General features: G+C 41.5%; 12 protein-coding genes. 5 read left to right on the top strand and 7 right to left on the bottom strand.

What is annotated here, in order from left to right; all coding sequences use genetic code 11:
* Positions 1 to 274: 274 nt before the first annotated feature.
* The 4 genes from rfbH to rfbF form a co-directional block, all read right to left on the bottom strand.
* Positions 275 to 1,618: a lipopolysaccharide biosynthesis protein RfbH gene (gene rfbH, locus ACOCD9_RS07570; RefSeq protein ID WP_419546960.1), complete on the bottom strand. Its 1,344-nt coding sequence runs from the start codon at positions 1,616 to 1,618 to the stop codon at positions 275 to 277.
* Positions 1,619 to 1,638: 20 nt separating this feature from the next.
* The gene (locus ACOCD9_RS07565) at positions 1,639 to 2,685 is read right to left on the bottom strand and encodes a glycosyltransferase family 1 protein (RefSeq protein WP_419546959.1); all 1,047 of its coding nucleotides are present in this window, start codon (positions 2,683 to 2,685) and stop codon (positions 1,639 to 1,641) included.
* Between the two features lie 74 nt (positions 2,686 to 2,759).
* Positions 2,760 to 3,905 carry a CDP-glucose 4,6-dehydratase gene (rfbG, locus tag ACOCD9_RS07560; protein ID WP_287700065.1) on the bottom strand — a complete coding sequence of 382 codons (1,146 nt, stop codon included), beginning with the start codon at positions 3,903 to 3,905 and terminating at the stop codon, positions 2,760 to 2,762.
* A complete protein-coding gene (rfbF, locus tag ACOCD9_RS07555; protein ID WP_287700064.1) occupies positions 3,890 to 4,720 on the bottom strand; it encodes a glucose-1-phosphate cytidylyltransferase in 831 nt (276 codons plus the stop codon). The genes rfbG and rfbF overlap by 16 nt, the downstream gene beginning before the upstream one ends.
* A gap of 533 nt (positions 4,721 to 5,253) precedes the next feature.
* Between rfbF and ACOCD9_RS07550 the strand changes: the two genes are divergently transcribed.
* Positions 5,254 to 6,825 (top strand): hypothetical protein, encoded by a 1,572-nt coding sequence (locus tag ACOCD9_RS07550; RefSeq protein ID WP_287700063.1) that lies wholly within the window; start codon positions 5,254 to 5,256, stop codon positions 6,823 to 6,825.
* A gap of 205 nt (positions 6,826 to 7,030) precedes the next feature.
* On the opposite strand, the gene ACOCD9_RS07545 is transcribed toward ACOCD9_RS07550, so the two are convergent.
* Entirely contained in the window at positions 7,031 to 7,483 is a 453-nt protein-coding gene (locus ACOCD9_RS07545; RefSeq protein WP_287700062.1) for an SRPBCC family protein, read from the bottom strand.
* A 104-nt stretch (positions 7,484 to 7,587) separates the two neighbouring features.
* On the opposite strand from ACOCD9_RS07545, the gene ACOCD9_RS07540 reads away from it, so the two are divergent.
* The 3 genes from ACOCD9_RS07540 (at position 7,588) to ACOCD9_RS07530 (ending at position 9,328) form a co-directional block, all read left to right on the top strand.
* The gene (locus ACOCD9_RS07540; RefSeq protein WP_287700061.1) at positions 7,588 to 7,950 is read left to right on the top strand and encodes a cupin domain-containing protein; all 363 of its coding nucleotides are present in this window, start codon (positions 7,588 to 7,590) and stop codon (positions 7,948 to 7,950) included.
* Between the two features lie 5 nt (positions 7,951 to 7,955).
* On the top strand, positions 7,956 to 8,795 hold the full coding sequence (locus ACOCD9_RS07535) for a prephenate/arogenate dehydrogenase (RefSeq protein WP_287700060.1): 840 nt from the start codon (positions 7,956 to 7,958) through the stop codon (positions 8,793 to 8,795).
* A 74-nt stretch (positions 8,796 to 8,869) separates the two neighbouring features.
* Positions 8,870 to 9,328 (top strand): nitrate reductase associated protein, encoded by a 459-nt coding sequence (locus ACOCD9_RS07530; RefSeq protein ID WP_287700059.1) that lies wholly within the window; start codon positions 8,870 to 8,872, stop codon positions 9,326 to 9,328.
* A gap of 295 nt (positions 9,329 to 9,623) precedes the next feature.
* Here ACOCD9_RS07530 and ACOCD9_RS07525 read toward each other — a convergent pair whose 3' ends face one another.
* Positions 9,624 to 9,815, bottom strand: a complete 192-nt coding sequence (locus ACOCD9_RS07525) for a DUF2949 domain-containing protein (RefSeq protein ID WP_002758191.1) — start codon at positions 9,813 to 9,815, stop codon at positions 9,624 to 9,626.
* Positions 9,816 to 10,084: 269 nt separating this feature from the next.
* Here ACOCD9_RS07525 and ACOCD9_RS07520 point away from each other — a divergent pair, with 269 nt between their 5' ends.
* Positions 10,085 to 11,062: a glycosyltransferase gene (locus ACOCD9_RS07520; RefSeq protein ID WP_287700058.1), complete on the top strand. Its 978-nt coding sequence runs from the start codon at positions 10,085 to 10,087 to the stop codon at positions 11,060 to 11,062.
* 67 nt (positions 11,063 to 11,129) lie between these two features.
* On the opposite strand, the gene ACOCD9_RS07515 is transcribed toward ACOCD9_RS07520, so the two are convergent.
* Positions 11,130 to 11,603: GDP-mannose 4,6-dehydratase (locus ACOCD9_RS07515; RefSeq protein ID WP_419546956.1), on the bottom strand; the 474-nt coding region annotated here is incomplete at its 5' end.

Below are 11,603 nucleotides of genomic sequence, written 5' to 3'. Positions count from 1 at the left end.
GAAAATTCCCCAAGCTCCCTCTCTGTCCAGCAATGCTCTAAAGTTGATAAATATCAATCTAACAAAAACTCAAAGCCCTATTGTACAAGCTTTACAAGCATGAGTTGTTGATAGTTTTGCATGACAGGTTCGGTAGAGCCTAAAATCATCTGGCAGTTTTTCCCAGGTGATTATCGTTGATTTTGTCGGTAAATCAATAGCAGATGGTGTCATGTTTATCTCTTTTTCATTAAGAAAAGCCAAGAATACTTAAAAAAAGTCGGTTTTCCCTTAATCACCCTTGACAGAAATTTTTTAGCGTCAAGACAACATATTCTAACATTTCCCCCGTTAATCCGGGATAAATGCCCAGCCAAAAAACACTACTCATGATTTTATCGGCATTGCTTAAATCCCCAACAACTCGATAATTTAAACCCTTATAAAGAGGTTGTCGCAACAAATTTCCTCCAAATAATAGCCTTGTGCCGATGCGTTTTTCCTCCAAATGCTTAACTAAATCATTGCGGCTAAAAGGCGCATTTTCCTTAACAAAAATCGGAAACCCGAACCAACTCGGTTCAGAATCGGGGCTGGCTTCAGGCAGAATTAAAACATCTTGAAGCTCCTGTAACTTTTGATGCAAAAAGTCGAAATTTTCCCGGCGCTTTTTGATAAATCCTGGCAATTTATCCAGTTGCGCTACCCCGACGGCTGCTTGCATATCCGTCATCTTTAGGTTATAACCCACATGAGAATAGGTGTACTTATGGTCATAACCAAAGGGTAAATCTCCTAACTGCCAACCGAAGCGCTTATTACAGGTATTATCTACACCCGGAGGACACCAACAATCTCTGCCCCAGTCACGGAATGACTCGACAATCTTTTTCAAGCGGGTATCGCTGGTTAAAACCGCGCCCCCTTCTCCCATAGTCATGTGATGGGCAGGATAAAAGCTAACCGTTGCTAAATGCCCAAAGGTGCCGGTTTTTTGCCCTTTGTAAAGACTTCCCACCGCATCACAGTTATCCTCGACTACCCAGAGGTCATGTTTTTCGGCAAAAGCCATCACCGCTTCTAAATTAAAGGGATTTCCCAGGGTATGAGCGATCATAATCGCTTTAGTCTTCTCGGACAAGGCCGATTCCAGCTGCTCGATGTCGAGGTCATAACCGGGTAGTTTAACGTCTAAAAAGACGGGAATTAGCTGATTTTGAAAGATGGGGTTAACTGTAGTCGGGAAACCTGCGGCGACGGTAATGACTTCATCCCCCGGTTTAAGTTGTTTTTCCCCCAGTTTAGGGGAAGTTAAGGCACTTAAAGCCACTAAATTGGCCGAAGAGCCAGAATTGACTAATAAACAATGTTTTACCCCCATCCACTGGGCAAAACGTTCCTCAAATTCCGCCGCATATCTGCCCGTCGTCAGCCAGAAATCTAGGGAAGAATCGACTAATTTGACTAATTCTTGCTCATCAAATACCTTACCGGAAACCGGAACATAGGTTTGCCCCGCCACAAAAGCCCGGGGCTGAAATTTGAAGTCATAGTATTTCTGTACGGCTTGAAATACTTGCTCTCGCAGGTCTTGTTCTTGCTCAGATGTATTAGTTGGACGATGGATAGGTTGTGTCATGATTTGTGCAATAATATTCGTTAGAAAAACCGCTCGATCAAACTATTAATTGTTCTGTCTTTAAAATTGTCTAATTTCAATTTAGAACAACGTCTCCAGAAAAGAGTTTTTTTCTGGCTTTCCGTTAATTTAATCCATTCATTATAGGTAGGAAACGCAAATTCCTCAAAAAATTTCATAAATCTTTCACAACCTTTTTCTACAGTAAAATCCTTAGCCCTTTCCCGGGCATTACTGACCATGTTAGCATAAAGGTCGGGACTACTCTTTAACTTACTAACTGCTGAGATGGCTTCGTCCAGAGAATTAACCAAAAGAAAGTCTAAGTCGCTTTTCTTTTCTGCTAAGATTGAGGACTCTGGAGTCACGATGGCTGGAACACCAGTTCGCCAACAATTGATTAATTTATTAGCGGGTTTGTTGATGTATGGCTTGCCATCGAAACTTCTAGCAGCAATAACCACATCTATATTACTATAGTCGTTCCACTTTTTAGGCTCAAGAATTGGCCACCACTTGCATCCTAGAGAGGATAGAGCATCACGCCATTTATCTGATTTCAGTTCTTCTGCTAATTGAGATTGATCACCAAGATAAGCCACATTTTCAACTAGACAGTCACGCTCTTTCAATCGAGGGATCAATCCGGGCTGAGGCCAAGGAAAAACAAGATAGTAAGGATTCCAAATAGAATTACGGTTTTTCTGGAAATCCACGGCATTATGAACAATATTTATATGAGCAGGTGGATAAAACTGTAAATCAGATTTCATTGCGATTAACATAGCATTTCCTCCTGGATATTTGTAAAAACGGGTAGGTCGGCCAAGATATTTTTTGATCTCTAGCAAGGTTTTATCAAAACTCTTTTTATCTGCGAACACAATTCCTTCCTCAGGAATTGTGTTAATAACTTCACAATCTAAACCCGCCTTTTTAAGATAGATATAACTCGTCGCAATTTCCCCTGAAAAATGATCATGAATACCGAGGAAAGAGTCGGGATCTTGTCTATTAAGTAACCGCATCTCCTTTTCACTTGTTGCGTAGAAGTAAACTTTGGTCATATTTGTAGAATTTATCCTAATGGTGATGTACGAAGTCTCTGGTTTTGGGGAACGCCGGAATGTAGCAATAAATATTATGGAACACAAAAGCTACCTACTTTTTCACTGAAGACATCGGCTTGGTATAGATCGATTTGTGATCGGGTTAAGTTTTGAAACCCTTGATTATTGCTAGGTGCAATTTGATTAGCTTGATAATACCATGTCACCGTTTCCTTGAGGGTTTGCCGAAAATCCCAGACGGGTTGCCATTTTAGGGTATGGAAAGCCTTATCTGTAACTAGATTAAGCAATTTAGCCTCATGAACAGCCTTCGGATCACTTTGATCGAGCCAAGTCCCCGGCCAAAGTTGTAGGATAGACTCAACTAACTCTTTAACCGGGCGATTAGAAGTCAGAGACGGACCGAAATTAAACGCCCCATATAAACCCCGGCTGTCTTGCTGCCAATTAGCCGTCATCAACTGCTCATAAATCGACTCAGCCAACCGTAAATAGCCACCTAAAGGCTCTAAAACGTGCTGCCAAGGGCGAGTCGCTAGAGGGTTCCGCACCGGAATCGCTTCCGACTTTATCAAGGCCCGCATCGCATCGGGTACAATCCGATCTAGGGACCAGTCTCCGCCACCGATGACATTTCCTGCCCTGGCACTGGCAATGCCGATGGGGGTTTGAGGGGTTTTAAAGAAGGAATTTCGCCAAGATGCGATCGCCAACTCCGCCCCCGCCTTACTAGAACTATAGGGATCGTAACCCCCCAAGGGGTCATTTTCCCGATAACCATAGACCCATTCCCGATTCTCATAGCACTTATCGCTAGTAATAAACACGGCGGCACAGGGATGAGTCAGGCTTTTGAGGGCCTCTAAAACGTGAATAGTCCCCATGACATTTGTGTTCCACGTTTCCACCGACTCCAGATAAGAAAGCCGCACTAAGGGTTGTGCCGCTAAATGAAAGACTACATCCGGCTGCCATGAAGCGATTAAACGAGTCACTAACTCAGGCTCTCGAATATCTCCTATATGATGACTCAGGTTTTGAGCTAAGTCCAATTGGTCAAATAAGGCGGGGGTGGTATTGGGAGCTAAACTGAGGCCTTTTACCTCTGCTCCTAGATGGAGTAACCAAAACGCCAGCCAAGACCCCTTAAAGCCAGTATGACCCGTGATAAAGACCTTTTTGCCCCGCCAAAATGCTTTCTTTACCATATTTTCCATCTAGCTTGTCCAGTGTCATAAAGGTGATTGAGCATTTCCATTTCTCGATAAGTATCCATGCACTGCCAAAACCCATCATGCCTATAGACGGCGAGTTCTCCCAAAGCAGCCAGGGTTCTGAGGGGCTGTGCTTCAAAAGTCGTCGAATCTCCCTCAATTAAATCCAAAACCTTGCGATTTAAGACAAAATACCCCCCATTAATCCATCCTTCAGCCGTTTGCGGCTTTTCTTGGAACTGACTGACTAGATTATCCTCAATCACTAACTCGCCAAAGCGAGAAGGAGGACGAACCGCCGTCAAGGTGGCTAATTTCCCATGAGAGTAATGGAAATCCAACAGATCCGCAATATTCACATCACAAACCCCATCCCCATAGGTGGCTAAAAAGATCTCACTTCCACTTTGGTCTATATAAGAGGTGAGACGTTTAAGACGGCCTCCCGTCATGGTTTCCTGTCCCGTATCAACTAACCAAATACGCCAGTCTTCCTCATCATGTCCACTATCGAGTTTGGTCACTTTTTTATTGCCTAACTCTAAGAGGACATCACTTTGATTCCAATCATAGTTAAAGAAATAGTCCCGGATTATTTCCCCTTTATACCCTAGACAGAGCATAAAGTCAGTTAACCCATATTGGGCATAAGTTTTCATGATATGCCAAATAATCGGTCGATTTCCGATGGCAATCATCGGCTTAGGTCGAAATTCGGTTTCTTCCCGCAGTCGGGTTCCTTTGCCACCACACAAGATGGCCACGGGAATATTAGACTTATAGTCCTTAACTGTTAAACTAACCGATTGTATTACCATTGGATTATATAGTGAAGGGCTTTGAGAGTGACATCATCTTATCGAGGCAGTTTAACACGGGATTCCCGATTGTGTCCAAGATCTGTCTAAAAAAATTTTTGTTAATGGGACTTAGACAAAAAACAAATCGAGAAAAGCTTCAACTCCAATCCCCGCTTGGGATTTACTTCGAGAAGCCCAAAATCGCTGAAACCCAGATATATCAAGGAAAATCATAAATCGAGGTTAACCCTTTGTCCCGTAATGGTTTGAGCCTTTTTTGCTGACCGAAAACGCCTAAGTCCCATTAAGCGAGTGTACCCAGTTTATTGCTAAACAGGCTCTTAAATCTTATAGCAGTTATCTTCATGGTGAGGTACGAAGTTTTCGTTTTGGGGAGTCGGCCAGTAATGCTAAATCAGGTTATACTTCATCTTTAACGCTATAATTCTGACCGAGTAGGACTAGAAATTCGTGCTACCATGCGAAGATAAATATTCGGGGATACGGTCACGAAGCTACCAGACAATTTTAGGATAAAAATACCGACACTTATGGGGAAATCAATCAATAAAGTCCGAGGAACGGCACTGATTTTAGGTATTCTAGCGATCGCCTTTGCCTTTTTCACCAGGATTGTCAGTATTTTTGAATACGTTACCTTCGATATCGGACCCGATCCCGATCAGATTACCCTTGGTTATCTTTCGATGGATATGTGGAAGGGAAACTTTCCTCAATTGGGACCTGCGGGGGGGGGTGGAAAATATGGATTCGTAATTCCTCCCCTCTATGGTTATTTAGCGTTCCCTCTGACAATTTTCGGTACCGCTCCCGAATTTCAAGTCCTTACCAATGGACTATTTTCTTTTCTATCGATTCCCCTCTTAATCTACTTTGTTTATCAAGTTTTAGAAAATGTAGAAAAAGATAAACGTCTTCTCCTGTCCAGTTTGGCAGGATTTTGGTATAGCACGATTTATGCGGACTATTTCATTAATAATTTTTCCTGGGCTCCTAGCCCAATACCCTTTTTCCTGCTCGTTTTTGCTTTACTCTATCGTTTCCAGATGGAAACGACTAAGCCGCTGCTCTATCAGGCTATAGCTTGGATATTCTTCGGGATTACCGTCGCTATATTGGTGAGTTTACACACCACCACAATGTTAATTATCCCAGTGACTTCTGTTATCGCCTGTCTATGGTTTGTTTATCGCAATCGCAAGAATACTCGTAAATGTCTTTTGCCTTTTCTATCGATTCTCTCGGCAAATCTCGCCTTATTTATGTATTGGCACAGTGAGATCGTTCGGAATTTCGCTAATACGAGGGGAATCGTGAGAGCACTCACGGCGAAGGGGGCGAGCGGTGAACCATCGAGCAATCTGTTCACTCGTCTATTTAAAGCGATTTGGGAAACGGTTTATCTGGGTAATCAAGTATTTTTTTTGAATGACAATATATCGATTTTCAATGTTGTAGTTTCGGTGATTTTTTTAGGCATTTCTCTATACATAGTCATCAAAAAATATCGAGGCAATAAAACACTGATCGGCTTTTTTGCGATCCCTTGGATAATTTTTCTCTACGCTTCCTCTAATTATCCTGATGAGCATTTTTATTCCCATCGTAAAATCTTACTATGGTTTGCTCCCATCCTTATGGCGATCGCTAGTCTGGCCTATCTAAACTTTACTAAGACGTTCGACAGGATCCTCGGTTTAGTTCTAGCAATTATCATCGGCTATTCTATCGCAACTAATCTCTATTTCAATCAACGTTATCTTGCTAGTAAATACGGTTCCGAAAGACTCCTATCCGTGGCCGATACAGTGGAAATTATCAATCAGATTCCGGTCGGTTCAACCCTTTGTGATCCAGCCAAGAAAGGCATAAGAAAAGAGCGCGGTCAGTACGATTATATTGATACCTTTATGACCAAAAGAGAGCTAACGATAACCAATGCCTGCCCATCGGGTAGTTATTATATACAGCCGAAATTTAAAATGGCTATCCAAATGAACGATTTATTTCCAATTTTTACCCTCGCCAAAACCCCTCCTCTCGATCGCCCGATGACTTCCCTTCTGGAAACCCCAGAAGCCTATCTCTATAAAATCGAGTAGAAATAACTCAACCGTGATAGCGCAATTTGCTGGGGATATTCTTAGGAAGTTTTCCTTTTGGGGAGTCGATTGTCGGTAGTCAGCAATAAGCTGTATTGCATTTAAACTGGGTATTTATTTTAGTACAAATGCTCGCTCTCTCCTTACTCATAGACAGTCTTAACAAGTGCTTTAGATAGTCAACAGCTTACTGCCGATGATTACCTCACCTTGGCGGCGTATTATTGACAATATTGAGAGCATAAAGGCGAAAACGCTCTAAATCAGCTTGCAGGGTCGATTCCACCACTCGACCAAGGAAAAGATTATCCATCAATTTTCCTAACCAACCAGGTATAGCATAGGCTGCTGTCAGTCGCACAATACTCTTACCATGACGGTCATAAAAACGAATCGCCCCGCGGTTAGGTAACCCGTCCACGGATTCCCATTGAATCATCTGGTGGGGGACAATTTTCAGGATCCGTGACAACCAAGTAAATTCCAGACCACCACTGGCTAACTTCCAACGGGAAAGCTCTGGCTCCTCCTCTAGAATTTTCACCGATTCGATCCATTTCATCCACTGGGGCATTTGTTCTAAATCTGACCAGAGTTCCCAAACCAGATCGATCGGCGCGTCCACTTCTACCTGTACACTATGTTCTAACCAAGTCATTCGTTAATTCTGGCGATGCTAAATATTTCTATGATAACGGCTATTAGTCTTTAGTCTTTGACTCAATGATAAAATAAAAACAATCTTCGACGTTTAATTTTACTATGTTAATCAGAAAACTGCTCGAATGTGAGGAATTCATCGCCGGTGATCATACCCGATTGCGCGAGTTATTGCATCCCGATAAACAGCCGTTAAATCTACGTTATAGTTTAGCCCACGCGCGGGTAGATATGGGGGAAACTTCTACTCCCCACGCTTTAAAAACTGCGGAAGTTTATTATATTCTGCAAGGACAAGGGGAAATGCACATCGATGAGGAAGTGCAATTAGTGACTGTCGGTGCCGCCATTTATATACCTCCTCTAGCTAAACAATATATTCATAATTGTGGAGAGGAACCGTTAGTTTTCTTGTGCATTGTTGATCCCGCTTGGCGAGTAGAAGACGAAATTATCTTTGAGTAAAACTAATGAATATTGGCATTATTGGACTGGGTTTAATCGGTGGTTCTTTGGGGTTAGATTTTCGATCGCAAGCTTATAAGGTTTTGGGAGTTTCCCGTCAACAATCCACCTGTGATATCGCTGTACAAAAAGGCGTGGTAGATGAATCTAGTACCAGTTTAGAATTATTGGCTACTGCCGATTTAATCTTTATCTGTACTCCCATACATTTAATTGTGCCAACTTTGCACAAATTAACTCCCTATTTAAAACCCCAAGCCATTGTCACCGATGTGGGATCGGTTAAAGGGGCAATTGTGGCCAATTGTAGTCAATTATGGCCAAATTTTGTCGGTAGTCATCCCATGGCCGGGAAAACCGAACAGGGAATTAATGCGGCACAATTTGGTTTATTTGTCAATGCCCCATATCTGATTACTCCCCTTGAATCTACCCCTAACTTTGCCGTGGAAATCTTAACTGAAATCGTGCAGAAATTAGGCTGTCAAATTTATTATTCCTCCCCCGAAGAACACGATCGAGCCGTGGCATGGATTTCCCATCTGCCAGTAATGATTAGCACCAGTTTAATCCAAGCTTGTGGGAAAGAACAAGACTTGAATATTCGCCAATTAGCGGAAAATTTAGCTAGTTCTGGTTTCCGCGATACCAGTCGCGTCGGTGCTGGCAATCCCGAATTAGGTTTAATGATGGCTCAATACAATCGTCAAGCTTTATTGATATCCTTGACAAATTATCGGCAAAATCTTGATCAAGTTATTGACTATATTGCAGGAGAAAAATGGCAGGAACTAGAGGAAATTCTCGTTTCTAGTCATCAATATCGATCCAATTTTCTTCAATAAGAAGAACATTTTGTCCAGCAATTATACCACAGTGCTGTATTATAGATTTATCCTCAGTAAATCAATGAAATAATATGAACACCTTTTTCGACTTTGAAGCCGAATTTGTTGACTCCTTACGTTGCATACCAATGACCGTGAGAATGAAACTAGATACCTGTGGAGTTAAATTAAAATTGTCCCATTGGATGCAGTTGAGTCAACTGGAAAGAATGGTATTAGTTAATATGGCTTGTACGACGGCAGCAGAGGCCAAAATTTATCGAGATTTTCTGCAAAAATTAATCACCGAAAAAACTGGCCATCCCCCGGGAGAACTAGCAATAGATTCCCATCCCGCTTGGCTAGATGATGGCCAGATACCCGTTACAGTCCTAGAAAAAGCCAAAGAATTCCAGATCGAAATTAGTTTAGAACAATGGCAAAAATTGCCACCATCCCAACGGTTTGCCCTGATTAAACTCAGTCGTCCAGGTCATGAAAATCTCAACTTCTATCCGGCCCTGAAAGAGTTCCATATAGTCGATGCCTAACTCAAGAACCTAGGCTAGATTAATTAAGTTTCTTCCTATCTTACTGTCATGACAATCAAAAAGGCGAGCGAGTCGATAAATTAGTATTTTAGACCAGATCGATCTCGAATTAAAACGGGGGGAAATAGCGGACTATAGCTGATTTAATTAGTCCCAAAAAAGGTTAGGTTCGCTAGTATGGTAAACCTTAACGGAACTTAGTCTAGGCTTATAAAATTAAATAAATTTCAGTAACTTGCTGCTCTCTTAATAAAAACGATAATTAATGAACCTATTCTTGGAAAATAATTATTAATTATACCGTTTCCATCCAGTCAAAAACTTGATTCAATTGCGACAAATCGATTAAACCGTACTGCCATAAAACCATCGGCAAAGAACCCACCGATGCTTCACAGAGACGCACAGCCATATCGAAGGAACGGGGGGAAATTGCTAATTTCTCCAAGAGGAAAGTGCGGAGTTGTTTTTGTTGATGAGCTTCCATGATTAAGGATCATTTATAATGACAATCTGATTATTGAATAACTTATCCTCTATTAAAAAGAGATGCTTCCCTCACGGGGATCACCCAATTGGGTGATTTTGTCGACCAATCGCAATAATTTAAGAATTTATCCATAATATGTCCTACTATCCCGAAATTGCTAGTGGGGATATCAACACTTTCTTTACTTAGAAAAACCATAAAGGGGAGCTTTTGGGATAAGCTATTGATAACCTAGTTTTTGCTCGAGTAGGAGAGAATTGCCCCCAATGAGTCATGCTCCTCAAGTTTCCGTGATTATTCCTTGCTATAATCACGGTCGCTATCTTGATGATGCGATCGCATCTGTTTTAGTGCAAACATACCAAAATCTTGAAATCCTTGTCATTGATGATGGATCCACAGAACCAGAAACCATCGAGGTTTTACAAAATTATCAACAGCCAAAAACCAGGATTATTCGCACAGAAAATCAAGGAGTTGCCACAGCCAGAAATCTAGGAATTGCCCAAGCGCAAGGAACCTATATTCTTCCCCTTGATGCCGATGATAAAATTGCCGATTCTTATCTAGAAAAAGCGGTTACTTTGCTAGAAGGTAATGAGCAATTAGGTATAGTTTATTGCGAAGCGGAATATTTTGGCGATAGACAAGGAATTTGGCCGCTGCTTGAGTATAAATTTCCCGATATATTAGTAGATAATATGATATTTTGCTCTGGTTTGTTTCGGAAATCCGATTGGGAAACTGTGGGCGGCTATAATAGCAATTTAATTTATGGTTGGGAAGATCACGATTTTTGGTTATCTCTGATCGAATTAGGTCGAGAAGTCTATCGTATCCCAGAAGTGTTATTTTTCTATCGACAAAAAGCTGATTCTATGAGTCGCTCAATGACCCCAGAACACTATATTTATTCCTACACCCAACTTTTTTATAATCATCCTCAACTTTACTCCCAAAATATCCAAGCCATTTTTGCTGCTTTAGTCGCCTTAAAAGTTGATATATTCGCTCAGTTGGAACAGGCTAGAGAACGAATTAAACAATTAGAAATTCATGAACAAGAATTGCATCAAGAATTGCAAAAAACCCAATTGAATTATCGAGAAAGAGACGAGGAATTGCAAAAAGCTTACAGTAAAATAGCCGCCATGGAAAAAAGTAAATTCTGGCAAATGAGAAGGGCTTGGATTAAAATGCAAAAATTGCTAGGTTTGCTGGAAAAAGACCCAATTTACTCCTAAAAGTCAGGTAAAAATGACGATGGATCAAGGCGGGGGTGGGTGGACTTTCCCTAACCCACCCGACTTTTTAATCGACGGCAATTAGGGAACGATTGCGAAGATAGGCCAAATCTTTTAATAACTGTTGGCTATCACCACCGTTATTAAGATTAATCCCCAAAGCCGCTAAATCCGCATCTACCATTAATTTTACCAGTCCCTCGAATGTCACCGACGGCTGCCAGCCTAATTTCTCTCTGGCTTTTGTGGAATCTCCTATTAATAAATCTACTTCCGCTGGACGCAAATAACGTTGATCAAACTCCACATAATCCTGCCAATTTAAATTAACGTATTGGAAAGAAATATCGAGAAACTCCCGGATAGAATAGGTTTCATTGGTCGCCACCACATAATCATCCGGTTCTTCCTGTTGTAACATTAACCACATCGCCCGCACATAGTCCTTAGCATAACCCCAATCCCTTTTAGAATCGAGATTTCCTAGATAGAGTTTTTTCTGTTGTCCGGCAATAATTCGGGCCAAGGCGCGGGTAATTTT

It is taken from the genome of Microcystis sp. (assembly GCF_048564745.1).
In the GTDB taxonomy this organism is placed as follows: Bacteria; Cyanobacteriota; Cyanobacteriia; order Cyanobacteriales; family Microcystaceae; genus Microcystis; species Microcystis ichthyoblabe_A.
The sequence above is the reverse complement of the archived record's forward strand: the minus strand, read 5'-3'. Positions and strand labels throughout refer to the sequence as shown.

Excerpts from the sequence above, each read along its gene's own strand:
- rfbH (WP_419546960.1), bottom strand. The coding sequence starts at position 1,618 with ATGACACAACCTATCCATCGTCCAACTAATACATCTGAGCAAGAACAA.
- ACOCD9_RS07520 (WP_287700058.1), top strand. The coding sequence starts at position 10,085 with ATGAGTCATGCTCCTCAAGTTTCCGTGATTATTCCTTGCTATAATCAC.
- rfbF (WP_287700064.1), bottom strand. The coding sequence starts at position 4,720 with ATGGTAATACAATCGGTTAGTTTAACAGTTAAGGACTATAAGTCTAAT.
- ACOCD9_RS07540 (WP_287700061.1), top strand. The coding sequence starts at position 7,588 with ATGTTAATCAGAAAACTGCTCGAATGTGAGGAATTCATCGCCGGTGAT.
- ACOCD9_RS07530 (WP_287700059.1), top strand. The coding sequence starts at position 8,870 with ATGAACACCTTTTTCGACTTTGAAGCCGAATTTGTTGACTCCTTACGT.
- ACOCD9_RS07535 (WP_287700060.1), top strand. The coding sequence starts at position 7,956 with ATGAATATTGGCATTATTGGACTGGGTTTAATCGGTGGTTCTTTGGGG.
- ACOCD9_RS07545 (WP_287700062.1), bottom strand. The coding sequence starts at position 7,483 with ATGACTTGGTTAGAACATAGTGTACAGGTAGAAGTGGACGCGCCGATC.
- ACOCD9_RS07565 (WP_419546959.1), bottom strand. The coding sequence starts at position 2,685 with ATGACCAAAGTTTACTTCTACGCAACAAGTGAAAAGGAGATGCGGTTA.
- ACOCD9_RS07550 (WP_287700063.1), top strand. The coding sequence starts at position 5,254 with ATGGGGAAATCAATCAATAAAGTCCGAGGAACGGCACTGATTTTAGGT.
- rfbG (WP_287700065.1), bottom strand. The coding sequence starts at position 3,905 with ATGGAAAATATGGTAAAGAAAGCATTTTGGCGGGGCAAAAAGGTCTTT.
- ACOCD9_RS07525 (WP_002758191.1), bottom strand. The coding sequence starts at position 9,815 with ATGGAAGCTCATCAACAAAAACAACTCCGCACTTTCCTCTTGGAGAAA.